Source organism: Enterobacter sp. BNK-14 (genome assembly GCF_047456095.1).
GTDB classification, from domain to species: Bacteria; Pseudomonadota; Gammaproteobacteria; order Enterobacterales; family Enterobacteriaceae; genus Enterobacter; species Enterobacter kobei.
Genome location: NZ_CP179897.1, coordinates 1,912,671 through 1,927,790, shown reverse-complemented (window position 1 = coordinate 1,927,790; position 15,120 = coordinate 1,912,671). Strand labels below are relative to the sequence as shown.

15 protein-coding genes are annotated in these 15,120 nt (G+C 55.1%); 8 read left to right on the top strand and 7 right to left on the bottom strand.

The features are described from left to right. Nucleotides 1-2 precede the first annotated feature (2 nt). On the top strand, nucleotides 3-1,292 hold the full coding sequence (arsB, locus tag ACMGGM_RS09165; protein WP_045134114.1) for an arsenite efflux transporter membrane subunit ArsB: 1,290 nt from the start codon (nucleotides 3-5) through the stop codon (nucleotides 1,290-1,292). A gap of 12 nt (nucleotides 1,293-1,304) precedes the next feature. Continuing rightward, nucleotides 1,305-1,730 (top strand): glutaredoxin-dependent arsenate reductase, encoded by a 426-nt coding sequence (gene arsC, locus ACMGGM_RS09160; RefSeq protein WP_014885108.1) that lies wholly within the window; start codon nucleotides 1,305-1,307, stop codon nucleotides 1,728-1,730. A gap of 75 nt (nucleotides 1,731-1,805) precedes the next feature. Here arsC and ACMGGM_RS09155 read toward each other — a convergent pair whose 3' ends face one another. The 5 genes from ACMGGM_RS09155 to ACMGGM_RS09135 form a co-directional block, all read right to left on the bottom strand. Further along, nucleotides 1,806-2,876, bottom strand: coding sequence for an ABC transporter ATP-binding protein (locus ACMGGM_RS09155; protein ID WP_045134115.1), 1,071 nt, complete (start codon nucleotides 2,874-2,876; stop codon nucleotides 1,806-1,808). After that, the gene (locus tag ACMGGM_RS09150) at nucleotides 2,869-4,638 is read right to left on the bottom strand and encodes an ABC transporter permease (RefSeq protein ID WP_023331232.1); all 1,770 of its coding nucleotides are present in this window, start codon (nucleotides 4,636-4,638) and stop codon (nucleotides 2,869-2,871) included. The genes ACMGGM_RS09155 and ACMGGM_RS09150 overlap by 8 nt, the downstream gene beginning before the upstream one ends. 86 nt (nucleotides 4,639-4,724) lie before the next feature. Continuing rightward, nucleotides 4,725-5,813, bottom strand: coding sequence for an ABC transporter substrate-binding protein (locus ACMGGM_RS09145; protein WP_045134116.1), 1,089 nt, complete (start codon nucleotides 5,811-5,813; stop codon nucleotides 4,725-4,727). A 168-nt stretch (nucleotides 5,814-5,981) separates the two neighbouring features. After that, nucleotides 5,982-6,677 (bottom strand): response regulator, encoded by a 696-nt coding sequence (locus tag ACMGGM_RS09140; RefSeq protein WP_014885104.1) that lies wholly within the window; start codon nucleotides 6,675-6,677, stop codon nucleotides 5,982-5,984. Continuing rightward, nucleotides 6,661-8,301 carry a sensor histidine kinase gene (locus ACMGGM_RS09135; protein WP_014885103.1) on the bottom strand — a complete coding sequence of 547 codons (1,641 nt, stop codon included), beginning with the start codon at nucleotides 8,299-8,301 and terminating at the stop codon, nucleotides 6,661-6,663. The genes ACMGGM_RS09140 and ACMGGM_RS09135 overlap by 17 nt, the downstream gene beginning before the upstream one ends. Before the next feature lie 177 nt (nucleotides 8,302-8,478). Here ACMGGM_RS09135 and yjdI point away from each other — a divergent pair, with 177 nt between their 5' ends. Both yjdI and ACMGGM_RS09125 read left to right on the top strand, forming a co-directional pair. Beyond that, nucleotides 8,479-8,709 carry a 4Fe-4S mono-cluster protein YjdI gene (gene yjdI / locus ACMGGM_RS09130; RefSeq protein ID WP_008499689.1) on the top strand — a complete coding sequence of 77 codons (231 nt, stop codon included), beginning with the start codon at nucleotides 8,479-8,481 and terminating at the stop codon, nucleotides 8,707-8,709. A 10-nt stretch (nucleotides 8,710-8,719) separates the two neighbouring features. Continuing rightward, complete coding sequence (locus tag ACMGGM_RS09125; RefSeq protein ID WP_014071634.1) at nucleotides 8,720-8,992, top strand: GNAT family N-acetyltransferase; 273 nt, start codon at nucleotides 8,720-8,722, stop codon at nucleotides 8,990-8,992. Between the two features lie 63 nt (nucleotides 8,993-9,055). Here the strand turns inward: ACMGGM_RS09125 and ACMGGM_RS09120 are convergent, their stop codons facing one another. Both ACMGGM_RS09120 and ACMGGM_RS09115 read right to left on the bottom strand, forming a co-directional pair. Next, nucleotides 9,056-10,285 (bottom strand): amino acid permease, encoded by a 1,230-nt coding sequence (locus ACMGGM_RS09120; RefSeq protein WP_032635639.1) that lies wholly within the window; start codon nucleotides 10,283-10,285, stop codon nucleotides 9,056-9,058. Between the two features lie 119 nt (nucleotides 10,286-10,404). Next, the gene (locus ACMGGM_RS09115) at nucleotides 10,405-10,866 is read right to left on the bottom strand and encodes a multidrug/biocide efflux PACE transporter (RefSeq protein WP_032635641.1); all 462 of its coding nucleotides are present in this window, start codon (nucleotides 10,864-10,866) and stop codon (nucleotides 10,405-10,407) included. A gap of 104 nt (nucleotides 10,867-10,970) precedes the next feature. Between ACMGGM_RS09115 and ACMGGM_RS09110 the strand changes: the two genes are divergently transcribed. The 4 genes from ACMGGM_RS09110 (at nucleotide 10,971) to kduD (ending at nucleotide 15,005) form a co-directional block, all read left to right on the top strand. Next, nucleotides 10,971-11,837: a LysR family transcriptional regulator gene (locus ACMGGM_RS09110; protein WP_014885100.1), complete on the top strand. Its 867-nt coding sequence runs from the start codon at nucleotides 10,971-10,973 to the stop codon at nucleotides 11,835-11,837. Between the two features lie 93 nt (nucleotides 11,838-11,930). Next, a complete protein-coding gene (locus ACMGGM_RS09105; RefSeq protein ID WP_014885099.1) occupies nucleotides 11,931-13,109 on the top strand; it encodes an acetyl-CoA C-acetyltransferase in 1,179 nt (392 codons plus the stop codon). Between the two features lie 235 nt (nucleotides 13,110-13,344). Beyond that, a complete protein-coding gene (kduI, locus tag ACMGGM_RS09100; RefSeq protein ID WP_032635642.1) occupies nucleotides 13,345-14,181 on the top strand; it encodes a 5-dehydro-4-deoxy-D-glucuronate isomerase in 837 nt (278 codons plus the stop codon). A 62-nt stretch (nucleotides 14,182-14,243) separates the two neighbouring features. Continuing rightward, on the top strand, nucleotides 14,244-15,005 hold the full coding sequence (kduD, locus tag ACMGGM_RS09095) for a 2-dehydro-3-deoxy-D-gluconate 5-dehydrogenase KduD (RefSeq protein WP_014885097.1): 762 nt from the start codon (nucleotides 14,244-14,246) through the stop codon (nucleotides 15,003-15,005). The last annotated feature ends 115 nt before the right edge of the window (nucleotides 15,006-15,120 follow it).

Here is a 15,120-nt window from a genome sequence, read left to right as displayed (position 1 = left end):
TTATGTTACTGGCAGGCGCTATTTTTGTCCTGACCCTTGTTTTGGTTATCTGGCAGCCGAAGGGGTTGGGGATCGGCTGGAGCGCGACGCTGGGCGCAGCCCTGGCTTTGATTTCAGGCGTTGTGCATTTAGGCGATATTCCGGTGGTGTGGAATATCGTCTGGAACGCGACGGCAACGTTTATTGCCGTCATTATTATCAGCCTGCTGCTTGATGAATCCGGCTTTTTCGAATGGGCAGCGCTGCATGTATCGCGTTGGGGGAATGGTCGGGGCCGTTTGCTCTTTACCTATATCGTTCTGCTCGGCGCAGCGGTAGCGGCACTGTTTGCCAACGACGGTGCTGCTCTTATTCTGACACCGATCGTGATTGCCATGCTGCTGGCATTAGGGTTCAGCAAAGGCACCACGCTGGCATTCGTGATGGCCGCCGGGTTTATTGCCGATACCGCCAGTCTGCCGCTTATTGTGTCAAACCTGGTGAATATTGTTTCGGCAGACTTCTTCGGTCTGGGGTTCACCGAATACGCGTCGGTGATGGTTCCGGTCGATATTGCAGCCATTGTCACCACGCTTGTGATGCTGCATCTGTTCTTTCGCAAAGATATCCCGCCGACTTACGAGCTGTCTCTTCTTAAGACACCGGCAAAAGCGATTAAAGATCCGGCGACGTTTCGTACCGGCTGGGTCGTTTTAATTCTGTTGCTGGTAGGTTTTTTCGTCCTTGAGCCGCTCGGTATTCCGGTGAGCGCGATTGCGGCGGTGGGGGCCGTCATCCTGTTTGCTGTGGCGAAACGCGGCCATGCCATTAACACGGGCAAAGTGCTGCATGGCGCACCCTGGCAGATCGTCATCTTCTCGCTGGGGATGTACCTGGTGGTCTACGGCCTGCGCAACGCCGGGCTTACCGAATACCTTTCAGGTGTGCTGAACGTGCTGGCGGATAAAGGACTCTGGGCCGCGACGCTGGGTACCGGCTTCCTGACGGCTTTCCTGTCTTCCATCATGAATAACATGCCGACCGTGCTGGTTGGTGCGCTCTCTATTGATGGCAGCACCGCAACCGGTGTTATCAAAGAGGCGATGATCTACGCCAACGTGATTGGCTGCGACCTGGGGCCAAAAATCACCCCTATTGGGAGCCTGGCAACGCTGCTCTGGCTGCATGTCCTTTCACAGAAGAACATGACGATTACCTGGGGATATTATTTCCGCACCGGGATCGTTATGACTCTGCCTGTGCTGTTTGTAACGCTGGCCGCGCTGGCGCTACGTCTCTCTTTCACTTTGTAATGAGATACTGTTATGAGCAACATCACTATTTATCACAACCCGGCCTGCGGTACGTCGCGTAATACGCTGGAGATGATCCGCAACAGCGGAAATGAACCGACCGTCATTCATTACCTGGAGAATCCGCCGTCTCGCGATGAACTGGTCAAACTTATTGCAGATATGGGGATCACGGTACGTGCGCTGCTGCGTAAAAATGTCGAGCCTTATGAAGAACTGGGGCTGGCGGAAGATAAGTTTACTGACGATCGGTTAATCGACTTTATGCTGCAGCATCCGATCCTGATTAACCGGCCTATTGTCGTGACACCGCTGGGAACCAAACTGTGCCGTCCTTCAGAAGTGGTTCTGGATATTCTTCCGGATGCGCAGAAAGCGGCTTTCGCGAAGGAAGACGGCGAGAAGGTCGTTGATGAAACAGGTAAACGATTGAAATAAGTATGGCGGAGCGCATTCGCGCTTTGAGTGTCGGCCTGCCATCCCGTTTAGCCACTGAATGGCAGGCCGATTTCTCTAGTTTTTCGGGAATATCCAGACATGCTTCTCTGGCAGCGATAGATGACAATGCTGCGGGTCGCGAAGCTCATTCCCGTAAGCGCGGATCACATAATCATCCCCCGCCGTGCGGAACAGGTACTCCCAGCGGTCGCCAAGATACATGCTGGTGAGGAGCGGCAGCGCAAGCTGATTTTCCCCCGGCCCCTCGACCACCGCCACGCGCTCGACGCGGATCACCGCCGTAGCCTCATTACCGCTCTGTACCCCTTCACCCGCCTGGCCCCAGAGCACCCAGTCTTTTCCTTCAATGCGTGCTTTGCCGTCGCGTACTTCGGTGATTTTGCCATGCAGGCGGTTATTACTGCCCATAAACTCGGCCGTAAAAAGCGTTTTCGGCGAACCGTACATCTCCTGCGGTGTACCCTGTTGCTCGATTTTACCGTTGTTGAGCAGCAGGATGCGGTCGGAAATCGACATCGCTTCGTTCTGGTCGTGCGTTACCATCAGCGCAGATAACCCGAGCTTAATGATCAGCTCGCGCAGAAATACGCGGGCCTCTTCGCGCAGTTTGGCGTCGAGGTTGGACAGCGGCTCGTCCAGCAAAATCACCGGCGGGTTATAGACCAGCGCCCGGCCAATCGCCACGCGCTGCTGCTGCCCGCCGGAGAGCTGGTGCGGATGACGTTTACCAAGATGGCCGAGACCCAGCTGGTCCAGTACATCCTGTACGCGCTGCTGGATCTCTTTAGCCGGGACTTTACGCAACTTGAGCGGATAGGCCACGTTTTCAAATACGGTTTTGTGCGGCCACAAGGCGTAGGACTGGAACACCAGCCCCAGGTTACGCTCCTCCGCCGGAACCTCGCTGCGCGGCGTACCGTCATAAACTTTATTTTGGCCAATGACAATCGACCCCTGGGTCGGTTTTTCCAGACCCGCGACGGCGCGCAGCAGGGTGGTTTTGCCGCTGCCGGAAGGGCCCAGCAGGGAGACCACTTCGCCGCGTTTCAGGTTCATGGAGACCCCTTTTAAAACAGGATTGTCGCCGTAGGTTAAGTGCAGATCGTCAACCGCTAATTCAATCATGTAATTTCACTCCGAAACGAAGGGCAATGCCCAGACCTACCACGACCAGCAGGATATTAATGAAAGAGAGCGCCGCCACGATATCAATTGCACCCGCGGCCCACAGGGAAACCAGCATCGAGCCGATGGTTTCCGTGCCGGGGGAGAGCAGGTACACACCGGTTGAATATTCGCGCTCAAAGATCAGGAACATCAGCAGCCATGAGCCGATAAGCCCGTAGCGGGAGAGCGGAATGGTGACATGGCGGGTGATCTGCCCGCGCGTCGCGCCGGTGCTGCGTGCCGCCTCTTCAAGCTCCGGCCCCACCTGCAACAGCGTGGAAGAGATGAGCCTCAGTCCGTAAGCCATCCACACCACGGTATAAGCCAGCCAGACGCTGAAAATGGTGCTGCGCAGCGAGCGCAGCCAGACGATGACGTTTTCGCGCATCCAGTCGGTCCAGACGAATCCGGAAAGCCAGCCGGATTTCAGGGCGTTATCCAGCCACATCGGCAGGAAGAGAAACACCCACAAAAAGGCCAGACCCGCCAGCAATCCCGGCACGGCGCGCGGCACCAGCACGCTGTAATCCAGGAACCGCGTGGTGTTGTCCGGTTTACGGTGCATGGCAATACCAACAAACAGGTAGCACGCGACGGCCAGTGCGCCGCCAATCACGCCAATCGACATCGAGTTGACGATGGCGCGCAGCAGGTTAGGCTGCGCCCAGATGGTGCGGAAGGTACTCAGCGAAAGCTCATCCCACAGCGAAACGCCCACCCCCCAGTTGGAGATGAACGCGCGCAGCACTACGCCGAGCAGGGGAACGCCGATGGTGACAGTCAGCCAGAAGGCGACCACCGCCCCGGCCACCCAGCGCCATTTACCCAGTGGTAACGCGCGAGCCTGAGAGGCTTTCCCTTTCATGGTAACAAAGCGGTTGGCGGTGCGCATCAGGCGACGCTGGAGCATGACCAGCGGGATAGTGATGCAAATCAGCACCACGGCGACCGCCGCCATCAGATGATAGGAAGGCGTTCCTAGCTTGTTCGTCAGCTGGTACAGATAGGTCGCCAGCACCATGTTGCCTTCCGGATCGCCAAGTACCAGCATCAGACCAAACACTTCCAGCCCGAGGAAGAACAGCAGCACGATGGCGTACAGGATGGATGGCCGCACCATCGGCAGGCTGACGGAGGTCATCACCTGCAGTGGAGAGGCGCCCGCGGTGCGCGCGGCTTCTTCCACATCGGAGCCTACGCTACGCAGCGCGGAGGAAATATAGAGATAGGCATGCGGAACATGCGTCAGGCCGGCAATGACCACGATGCTCGACATGTCATAGATGTTCCACGGCACAAAGCCGATCAGCGCCTGTGCCCACAGGGACAGGAAGCCCACCGGACCGGCAGCCACCACATAGCCAAAACCCAGCACCATCGGTGAAACGAAAATCGGGACCAGGATCAGCGGTTCGATCAGGCGTCGGCCTGGCAGATCGGTACGCACCATCAGAAACGCCAGCACGCCACCCAGCGGAATGGCAATGATGACCAGCCCGAACGCGAGAAGAAAGCCGCTTCTCAGGGCCTTGTAGAAATCAGGGTCGGTGAAGATAAAACCAAATGATTCAAGGCTCCACTCTTTTGCCGGGGAAAAGAACGGGGCGGACAGGAAGCTCTGTATCACGATAAACGACAGTGGCGTATAGATAACCAGGGCGGTTATCAACACGACAATACCGCGCGGCAGGCTTTGCCACTTTCTGCGTAATGTATTCATGGGGTATCCCTGGTGTTGCAGCCCGGAAAAATGAACTCAGTCAGATGAACAGACGCGCGACGGCGCACGCCGCCGCGCCAGGACGCTTATTTGGCGGCGGCTGCACGCCACTCTTTGATGTACTCCAGGCGTTTCTTCGGCTGCAGATACTCCAGCAGCGATTCATCAACCGGGATCGGCTTCAGCGCATTGCCGAGGATTTTGGTCAGGCCGTCGATATCGTTTTTGCCTTCGATATCGTTACGAATGGATGGAATGTCCGCCTGATTTGCCAGGATGCTTTGGCCTTTTTCAGACAGCACATAGTCCAGCCACAGTTTTGCCGCATTGCTGTTTTGCGCCTGCTGGCTGATGAACGACACGCGCGACAGCACCAGGGTGTAATCTTTTGGATAGGCTATGCCGAGCGACGGGTCGTTCTTCGCACGCGCTTCAGCGTAAGAACCAAGGATATTGAAGCCGATCAGGTTTTCACCGGAGGAGACCCTCTCCATCATGGTGCCGGTAGACGACTGCACCGCTAAGCCACCTTTGGCAACGTCGGCCAGGGTTTTAAAGTAATTTGGATCGGCCTTGTGATCCTGCACTGAGAGCATAAAACCAAGACCCGATTTCTCAATGTCATAGGTGGTGACTTTACTCTTGAATTTATCCGTCTGGCTGGCAATCAGCTTCGCCAGCGCGGCGTGTGAATCCGGCACGTCACCGGCCGGGATCAGGCGTTTGTTGTAGATAAAGACCACCGGCTCATAGGTGGTGCCGTACGCCTTATCTTTCCAGACCGCCCATTTCGGCAGCTGGCTCTGCTCCGGCGATTTGTACTCCATAGCGTAGTCAGCGGCGAGCTTCAGTCCGGTGTCCATGGACGAGCTCCAGACCACATCACCGCTCCCGCCACCGGAGGCCTGTTCGCTGATAAAACGGTTGTACAGTTCCGTGCTGTTCATGTCGTTATATTCAACTTTGATGCCTGGATACGTTTTTTCGAAGCCTTCGATCAGCGGCCCGGCGGCTTTGGTGTCGGTGGTGGAGTAGATGACAACTTTGCCCTCTTTCGTGGCGGCATCGACAACCTTTTGATACTCAGCCGGATAGCCCTGCGGCAGGGCAGACAGCGCAGAAGCGGAGAACAGGACGGTAGCGGTAATCAGAGAAATTCGGAATGTGTTCGACATTATAGTTAACCTTTTAGTTACATTTGAGGAACTAATTGTCAACATAGCCTATCGGCCTCCACCCACAATAGGGGGAAGCGGGCGATGATTCCGAAGTGTGATTGTCACCGTCGTTTCAGCAATTAACACCATAGAATCCGCGAACGTTTGCTGGCTAATGTTCGCGGATTACGTTTTATCGGGGGCTTTACGGTATAGCCTTCTGGGATGACCGATATTGCCGTACAGCATTTCGACGCTGATTAACCCACTCTCCACGCAGTATTCAAGATAGCGACGCCCCGTGGTTTTGCTGACCCCGACGTTTTCCACGACCTCCTCCACCGACATTGCGCTGTCGGGACGATCGGCAAACAGCCGTTTGATCCGCTCCAGGGTCTGAGGCTCAATGCCCTTCGTCGACGGCGTGTGCGGGGATTCAGCAGCAGGCAGGTTAAACAGGCGATCCAGCGCATGCTGATCAACGACTTTTACCTGCTGCACGGTGTGGATGAAGCGCATAAAACGCTCCAGCGAGGCGTGCAGGCGCTGGAAAAAGACCGGTTTAATCAGGTAATCAAACGCGCCGCTGCGCATGGCATGGCTGCAGGTCTGCATATCGCTGGCGGCGGTGATGAAGATCACCGAGCACTCATAGCTTTTCAGCAGGGGAGTGTCGATTAACTCCACGCCTTTGCCGTCCGGAAGATAGTTATCCAGCAGAATAAGCCGCGGCTGATGCTGGCGAATCAGGCTGCATGCCTGCTCAATCGACGCGGCGATGCCCACCACGTGCAGATGAAAGTTCTGCTCAATATACTCGCGATGCAGCTCCGCCAGGTGCGGCTCATCCTCAACGATCACAACATCAAGTGCTTGGGTCATGCTTTAGCCCATTCGGAATAAATACAGAGAAAATCGTGCCCTGCGGCGTATTGTCGGCAATCTCAATGCTGCCGCCCGCTTTGTTGATATAGCCTGCCACCAGAAACAGGCCGATACCGTGCTCGGTACCCACAATGTCGTTTTCACTGTCCGGCTTGCTGCTGAATCCCTGTCGAAAGATATGCGGCTTCAGCGCATCATCCACCCCGCAGCCCCGGTCGGCCACCTCAATCAGCAGCTCCTGGTTGCGATCGGAAATATAGAGTTCTACCGGCGCGGGGACCGGTGCGGTGAGGGTCGCATCCACGGCGTTATCCAGCAAATTACCAATAATGGACATCAGCTCCGTTTCACTGAGGCGGGACGGCATGCGGGTGAGCTGGCATGCGGGATCAAACTGTAGCTCAACCCCTTTTTCCCGTGCGCTGACATATTTCCCGAGCAGTAGCCCGCATAAGGCCGGAGAGGCAAAATGGGCCGACACGAAGTCCAGCACGCGCTGTGCTCCTTCCGACTGCACCTGGATATAGCGGATCGCTTCGTCATAGTGTTTCATCTGCAACAACCCCACCAGCGTCGCGGTCCAGTTCAGCTGTTCGTGGCGCATAATGCGCAGGTTGTCGGCATAGCGTTTGATCTGGCTGAGCTGGCTGCTGAGGGTATTAATGTCGTTTTTGTCGCGAAAGCTGTATACCCAGCCGCTTTCAACGCCGGGCTCGACCTCAATCGCCACGCGATTGACGATGACCTCGCGCTGGTTAAGTACCGCAATCTGGTCGTGGCGGCCGCTGCTCACCGAGGCGTAGCGCTGTGTTAAAAACCCCGGCGAGGTTTGCAGAACCTCGTCCAGCGGCTTGCCGATAAGATCTTTTTCACTCCGATGAATATCCAGCATTTCTCGTGCCGCGCGGTTAATTAAAATCAGCTGCTTCTCTTCATTGACGGCAAATACCCCTTCATACATGGCTTCTAACAGCGCCCTTTGCTGCAAAACCAGCTGGGCAATATCTTTCGGCTCAAGTCTGAACATCTGTTTTTTAAGGTTGCGGGTAAACAGCCAGGAGAAAATAAACAGCAGCAGCAGAAGGGCAATCCCGTATAAACCGGCCTGCCAGAGAATGCGGGCGTTAATGTTGGCAATATACGAAGTCAAATAGCCGACCGAGACAATGCCAATCACCTGATGCTGTGCATTGAAGATGGGCGCTTTGCTGCGCAGCGAAACCCCAATCCCGCCCTGACGCACGGAAATAATGGTTTTGCCCTTGAGTACTTCGGCATTATCGCCGCCGATCATCGGTAAATTAATGCGCTCCGGGGATTCTGAATGATAAAGATGCTGCTCGTGGGTATCGCCAATCACAATATAGCTGGCGTCACTTTCGGCACGCAGCGGCTGAATTAACCGGGCGATGCCGGGGATATCTCTGGCCGCCACCTTTTCCGCCAGACCCGGCATCAGCGCAATCTCACTGGCCTGAACCCGGGCGCGCTGGCCGAGATCGTGATGGAGCTGCCGGTCAATAAAATGAAACAGGATCGTACCCAGCAGCACCAACAGCAGGCAGGAGAAGCACACCAGCGCTAAAAACAGCTTTACCTGAAAAGAGAGTCTGCGTTTCATTCAACCCGCGCTAGCCTTGGAAAAGGGGATATTTATGGAGCCTGACATGTGCAAATAGTGGACGCAATCCGGTAAGAAAAGAGTTGTGAGCTGGCTTTTCGTTTTCAGCGTGATAGCCATCGGGATCCCGTAAGGCTATGCTTCATTCAGCACGAGAATAATTACAGAGGCAATGTCATGGATAAAGAACTACTGGATGCGGGTTACCGGGCCTATACCGGCGAGAAAATTGACGTGTACTTCAACACCGGGATCTGCAAACACTCAGGTAACTGCGTGCGTGGGAGCGCAAAGCTGTTTAATCTGAAACGTAAACCGTGGATTATTCCTGATGAAGTGGACGTCGAAACGGTTGTACGCGTAATTGATACCTGCCCGAGCGGTGCGCTGAAGTATCGCCAAAAATAAGCGAGGAACCATGGATATTCTGGAAGGCCATAACAAGTTTTACGTGAATGATGCAGACGGAAATCAGGTGGCGGAGATTGTCTTCGTGCCGACCGGCGAGCACCTGAGCATTATTGAGCATACTGATGTCGATCCGAGCCTGAAAGGGCAGGGCGTTGGCAAACAGCTGGTGGCGAAAGTGGTCGAGAAGATGCGCGGTGAGAACCGTAAAATTATTCCGCTGTGTCCGTTTGCGAAACATGAGTTTGATAATACGCGGGAATATGACGATATCCGGGCGTGATTCTCTGTAGGAATGTAGGCCGGGTAAGCGCAGCGCTACCCGGCACAATGTATGGCAGGAACATTAGCCAACAAACATCACCGACACGCACAGCACGCCGACGATCAGCGTCAGCAGGCTGCCAGGGGAGCGGTAAGGCTTCAGCGAAGGGATCAGGTACGTCGACAGCGTCGGCATGATAAACAAAATCATGGCGATAAGCGGGCCGCTGATGGCGTAAATCATCGAAATCGCGTTCGGGTTGATGCAGCAGACCGCGAAGGTAATTAACGACACACCCATAATGGAAATCGCGCGGTTAAAGGCGCGGCTCTTTTTCACACCCACCTGATTGAGCGACGACTTCACGATCTCCGTCGCCCCTTCAATGACCCCAAAATAGGTGCCGAGGAACGATTTCGACATCGCAACAATCGCCACGATTATCCCGGAAATGCCGAGCCATGCGGGAGAAGAGGGCATCATCGACAGTGCTGACAGGATGGTTACCCCTTGCTCTTTGGCGGCCACAATGTAGGACGGCGGAATCGAGAGCAGGCAGCTGAAGACAAAGAACAGCACGCTCAGGCAGATAATCAGGTACGCCACCTTCATGATCTTCTTGCATTTATCCATGGCGGCGTCAGCAAACTTCTCGCGACGATCCACGGCAAATGTCGAGATAATCGGGGTATGGCTGAAGGCAAACACCATCACCGGAATGGAAATCCATACCTGATGCAGCGTATGGCGATCAACGGCCATCTGGCTGGTAAGTAGCGAGGGTTGCCAGCTCCCGGTCAGGTAGATCGAGACAAAGAGGAAATAGGCAATCAGCGGGAATACCAGGAAGCCCATCACCTTTATCGTGATATGCCGTCCCATCAGGAAGATCAGATTCAGCACCAGCACCACACCTAAACTGACCAGCACGCGCACGGCGGTATCCACCGTCAGGTGTTTTGCCAGTTGCTCGGTTAACGAGTTGGTGATGGCCACCGCGTAAATCTGCACCACCACAAAGAAGGCGATGAAATAGAGTGTGGTGATCAGATTGCCAATCTTCTTGCCGTAATAGTGCGAGACGGCGCCGGTAATCCCTTCATTGCCTTTTGTTTTTGAAGAGAGAATAAATTGCGCCAGCGCGCGATGCGGCCAGTAGGTTAACGGGTAGGCCACAAGGGCGGTAATAAACAGAACAATAGCGCCTGCAGAGCCCAGCTGAATGGGCAAGAACAGCGTTCCTGCGCCCACGGCCGTGCCATAGAGAGCGAAACTCCAGAGAGTCTCATCTTTTGACCAAATTTTCGACATTAGAGCAACGTTTCAACTATCAAACCATCAGAATGGCGTGCAATTTACCATAATTATGCTCGTAGAGCGCAGTTGCTTCGTTGGCGTTTGGCCGGAACAGGCGTCCGGCCAGAGAGCATTTAGCCTGCCAGGGCGCGTCGTTGCTGGCGACGCTTAAGGAATTTCTCACGCAGGTTATCGTATGCCCAGTTATAGAACATGGTGTAGGGCAGGAAGAACAGGAAGAAACCTATTTCCAGTGTGAATGCCTGAAGCAAGGTGACGCCCAGCACGGCAGCGACAATCGACACACCAATCACAATAAACCCACATTCGAACCCCAGGGCGTGCAGCGCACGCACTTTTGCCGTGCGTGTTACCCGCTGGACTGGCCAGAAACGGTCGAAACCGAAGTTATAAATAATGTTCCAGAGCATGGCGGTAGTGGCCAGAATAACGGTCAATCCCCCCATTTCCACTACGGAGCGCTGCATGAGCCACGCGGCCGTAGGGGCGAGGATCGCCGTGGCAATCCCTTCGAAACAGACAGCATGGAAGATCCGCTCCGGCAGTTTACGTTGGAGTGCATCCTGATGTTGCATAGTGTAGACCTCATTAATTCGCCGGTATGGGCGGTGATGCGGCCTATTTTTATCGTTAAAGCTGATATATTAAAGATGGTATCCATCGATAAAGTAGATAGATTATGCGCTATTCACCTGAAGCCCTTACCGCGTTTGTTGAGGCCGTTGCGGCTGGCTCTTTCTCTGCTGCCGCACGTCGGCTGCGTAAAAGTCAGTCGACGATCAGCACCTCCATTGCCCATCTTGAAGCCGATCTCGGTTTTGAGCTGTTTGACCGCTCGGCGCGTCAGCCGGTGTTAACGGCTCAGGGTGAACAGGTGCTGGGTTATGTGCAGGCCATCCTTGCCGCCAGCACGCGGCTGGATGAACTGGCGGTGTCGCTAACGGCACAAACGGAGGCGCGTCTGACATTTGTCCTTTCCGATACCCTGAACCCGGACGTGCTGGAAGAGATGATGAAGCAGTTTGACGCTCGCTTTCCCCATACGGCGTTCGAATGTCTGATTGGCGAGGAAGAGGATGTGATCGATCTGCTGCAAAAGGCGCGAGCGCAGGTAGGGCTGACGGAAGCGCGGGACAGTTACCCCACCGATATTGGCGTTACCCGCCTGCCGATGCAGACCCGTATGGCAATTTATGTTGCGACCACGCACCCCCTGGCGGGCCAACCCGAAGTGCAGAGTGACGAGCTGCACGGCTGGCGCGAACTGCGGCTTAGCACCTATCTGGAACGCGAGGCTGAAATTGCGCGAGGACCCGTCTGGTCAGCACCGAATTACCTGTTACTCTTGAGTATGGCAGTGCAGGGATTCGGCTGGTGCGTGTTGCCGTGCGCGCTGGTGGATGAATTTGCCGCCGCGAAATCCCTGGTTCAGCTCAATGTGCCTGGCTGGCCAAGGGCGATCGGCATCGATCTGCTGTGGAATAAACGATCCCCTCCCGGCGTTGCCGGAAGCTGGCTGCGGCAGTATCTGCAGGATGTCCGTTAATCCTTGTGATTAAACTCACTATTTTTAAACAATTAAGATAATTGCCAGTAACAATCCTCTACTATCGTCATGTCATTTAACACAGAGGTCGTGATGAAAGATGTCGTCATAGTGGGTGCGTTGCGTACAGCTATCGGCTGTTTTCAGGGAGCGCTCGCGCGTCACTCGGCGGTTGACCTGGGCAGCGTGGTGGTCAAAGCGCTGGTGGAACGTAGCGGAGTCGCCGCACACGAAATTGATGAGGTGATCCTGGGGCAGGTTCTCACTGCCGGAGCCGGGCAAAACCCTGCGCGCCAGGCGGCCCTGAAAGGCGGTCTGCCCAACACCGTATCCGCCATCACCATCAACGACGTCTGTGGTTCAGGACTCAAAGCGCTTCATCTCGCTACGCAAGCCATTCAATGCGGTGAAGCGGATGTGGTTATTGCTGGCGGACAAGAGAATATGAGCCGTGCGCCGCACGTTCTCACCGACAGTCGTACCGGCGCGCAGTTAGGTAACAGTCAGTTGCTCGACAGCCTGGTGCATGACGGGCTGTGGGATGCGTTCAATGACTATCATATGGGCGTGACGGCGGAAAACCTGGCGCGCGAGTACGGCATCAGCCGTGAATTGCAGGATGCTTACGCGCTCAGTTCCCAGCAAAAGGCGCGTGCTGCGATTGATTCTGGTCGTTTTCGCGACGAGATTGTCCCGGTCAGTACGCAGCGTCAGAACGGCGAGGTGGTTGTCGTGGATACTGACGAACAGCCGCGCACTGACGCCAGTGCTGAAGGCCTGGCAAGACTCAATCCTGCGTTTGAAACCCAGGGCTCGGTCACGGCGGGCAATGCCTCTTCCATTAACGACGGCGCCGCAGCCGTTATGATGATGAGTGAAAGTAAAGCCCTGGAGCTGGATCTCCCTGTCCTGGCCCGCATCAAGGCTTTTGCCAGCGTGGGTGTTGATCCGGCACTGATGGGGATCGCACCCGTCTACGCTACCCGTCGCTGTCTTGATCGCGCAGGGTGGCAACTCTCTGATGTGGATCTGATTGAAGTGAACGAAGCGTTTGCCGCGCAGGCGATCTCGGTCGGCAAAATGCTGGAGTGGGATCCGCTGCGGGTCAACGTAAACGGTGGGGCCATTGCGCTGGGGCACCCCATCGGGGCGTCCGGTTGCCGGATACTGGTTTCACTGGTCCACGAAATGAAAAAACGCAATGCCCGCAAAGGGATAGCAACCCTCTGTATAGGCGGCGGGCAAGGGGTGGCGCTGGCAATCGAACGCTAATCTTTCCTGATTAATGAAACCTCCTCCGGGAGGTTTTTTTTATCCTCCCTTCATTCCCATGCCTCTTAACCGTGATCCGGGTGTCATTTTCGTTATAAACAAAATAAAAAATGAAACGTTGTTTTGAATTTAATTGAAAAGCCTATTTTATGCCGATAGTATGTGTTCATCATGAAAACGGAACGTTGTTTCGTTTATTTTCTTCTTTTGGGCATGACCACATCTGGAGGTTACCGTGGACGTCAGACAAAGCATTCACAATGCGCACGCCAAAACGCTGGATACGCAGGGGCTGCGCAGTGAGTTTTTAGTTGAGCAGGTGTTCGAGGCCGACAAATACACCATGGTCTACAGCCATATCGACCGCATTATTGTCGGCGGCATTATGCCGGTGGCAAAAACCGTCTCCGTGGGCGGGGAAGTGGGTAAACAGCTGGGCGTGAGCTATTTTCTGGAGCGTCGTGAGCTGGGGGTGATTAATATCGGCGGGCCGGGCACGATTACCGTGGACGGCCAGTGCTTCGAGATTGGTCACCGCGATGCGCTGTACGTCGGTAAAGGGGCGAAAGAGGTGGTCTTTGCCAGCATCGACGGCGGTAAGCCCGCGAAGTTTTACTATAACTGCGCCCCTGCGCATACCTCATACCCGACAAAAAAAGTGACGCCTGAGGACGCAGCACCCGTAACGCTGGGCGATAACCTCACCAGCAACCGTCGCACCATCAATAAATATTTCGTTCCGGATGTGCTGGAAACCTGCCAGCTCAGCATGGGGCTGACTGAACTGGCTCCGGGCAACCTGTGGAATACCATGCCGTGCCATACCCATGAACGCCGCATGGAAGTCTACTTCTACTTCAACATGGACGACGATGCCTGCGTGTTCCACATGATGGGGCAGCCGCAGGAGACGCGCCATATCGTCATGCATAACGAGCAGGCGGTGATTTCACCAAGCTGGTCTATTCACTCTGGCGTAGGGACCAAAGCCTATACCTTCATCTGGGGTATGGTCGGCGAAAATCAGGTCTTCGATGACATGGACCACGTTGCTGTTAAGGATCTGCGCTAGTCGCGGGCAGTTAAGTATCTATCTGCCTGTTGGTGACAGGCGCTGAAGAGTAAGGAACTAACATGATTCTGGATGCATTTTCTCTGCAGGGCAAAGTGGCGGTGGTTTCCGGTTGCGACACCGGCCTGGGTCAGGGGATGGCGTTAGGTCTGGCGGAAGCGGGTTGTGACATCGTCGGGATTAATATCGTTGAACCCACAGAAACGATTGAGCGCGTGACTGCGCTGGGGCGTCGTTTTCTTAGCCTGACCGCCGACCTGCGTAAAATTGACGGCATTCCGCAACTGCTTGAGCGCGCGGTGGCGGAATGGGGCCATATTGATATTCTGGTCAACAACGCGGGTCTGATCCGTCGTGAAGACGCGATTAATTTCAGCGAGACTGACTGGGACGACGTCATGAACCTGAATATTAAGAGCGTATTCTTTATGTCTCAGGCGGCGGCAAAGCACTTCATCGCGCAGGGAAAAGGCGGCAAGATCATTAACATCGCCTCGATGCTCTCCTTCCAGGGCGGCATCCGCGTGCCGTCTTATACGGCGTCAAAAAGCGCGGTGATGGGTGTGACCCGTCTGCTGGCGAACGAGTGGGCGCAGCACAATATCAACGTCAACGCGATTGCCCCGGGCTACATGGCCACCAATAACACCCAGCAGCTGCGTGCGGACGAAGAACGCAGTGCGGCCATTCTGGAGCGTATCCCGGCCGGGCGCTGGGGTCTGCCGAGTGACCTGATGGGGCCGGTTGTGTTTCTGGCCTCCTCAGCCTCGGACTACATCAATGGTTATACCATTGCGGTGGATGGCGGCTGGCTGGCACGATAACGTCGCTTCTGACAAAACCTCTGCCCTTCAGCGGAGGTTTTTTTTGCTTAAAAATTGTCAAAATCCATATCGATAAACACGAAAAATCCATACTGAAAAATGATAAATGACCGCT

Bases quoted from the DNA above. Each gene is read 5' to 3' on its own strand.
- arsB (WP_045134114.1), top strand. From the start codon at position 3: ATGTTACTGGCAGGCGCTATTTTTGTCCTGACCCTTGTTTTGGTTATC.
- arsC (WP_014885108.1), top strand. From the start codon at position 1,305: ATGAGCAACATCACTATTTATCACAACCCGGCCTGCGGTACGTCGCGT.
- ACMGGM_RS09155 (WP_045134115.1), bottom strand. From the start codon at position 2,876: ATGATTGAATTAGCGGTTGACGATCTGCACTTAACCTACGGCGACAAT.
- ACMGGM_RS09150 (WP_023331232.1), bottom strand. From the start codon at position 4,638: ATGAATACATTACGCAGAAAGTGGCAAAGCCTGCCGCGCGGTATTGTC.
- ACMGGM_RS09145 (WP_045134116.1), bottom strand. From the start codon at position 5,813: ATGTCGAACACATTCCGAATTTCTCTGATTACCGCTACCGTCCTGTTC.
- ACMGGM_RS09140 (WP_014885104.1), bottom strand. From the start codon at position 6,677: ATGACCCAAGCACTTGATGTTGTGATCGTTGAGGATGAGCCGCACCTG.
- ACMGGM_RS09135 (WP_014885103.1), bottom strand. From the start codon at position 8,301: ATGAAACGCAGACTCTCTTTTCAGGTAAAGCTGTTTTTAGCGCTGGTG.
- yjdI (WP_008499689.1), top strand. From the start codon at position 8,479: ATGGATAAAGAACTACTGGATGCGGGTTACCGGGCCTATACCGGCGAG.
- ACMGGM_RS09125 (WP_014071634.1), top strand. From the start codon at position 8,720: ATGGATATTCTGGAAGGCCATAACAAGTTTTACGTGAATGATGCAGAC.
- ACMGGM_RS09120 (WP_032635639.1), bottom strand. From the start codon at position 10,285: ATGTCGAAAATTTGGTCAAAAGATGAGACTCTCTGGAGTTTCGCTCTC.
- ACMGGM_RS09115 (WP_032635641.1), bottom strand. From the start codon at position 10,866: ATGCAACATCAGGATGCACTCCAACGTAAACTGCCGGAGCGGATCTTC.
- ACMGGM_RS09110 (WP_014885100.1), top strand. From the start codon at position 10,971: ATGCGCTATTCACCTGAAGCCCTTACCGCGTTTGTTGAGGCCGTTGCG.
- ACMGGM_RS09105 (WP_014885099.1), top strand. From the start codon at position 11,931: ATGAAAGATGTCGTCATAGTGGGTGCGTTGCGTACAGCTATCGGCTGT.
- kduD (WP_014885097.1), top strand. From the start codon at position 14,244: ATGATTCTGGATGCATTTTCTCTGCAGGGCAAAGTGGCGGTGGTTTCC.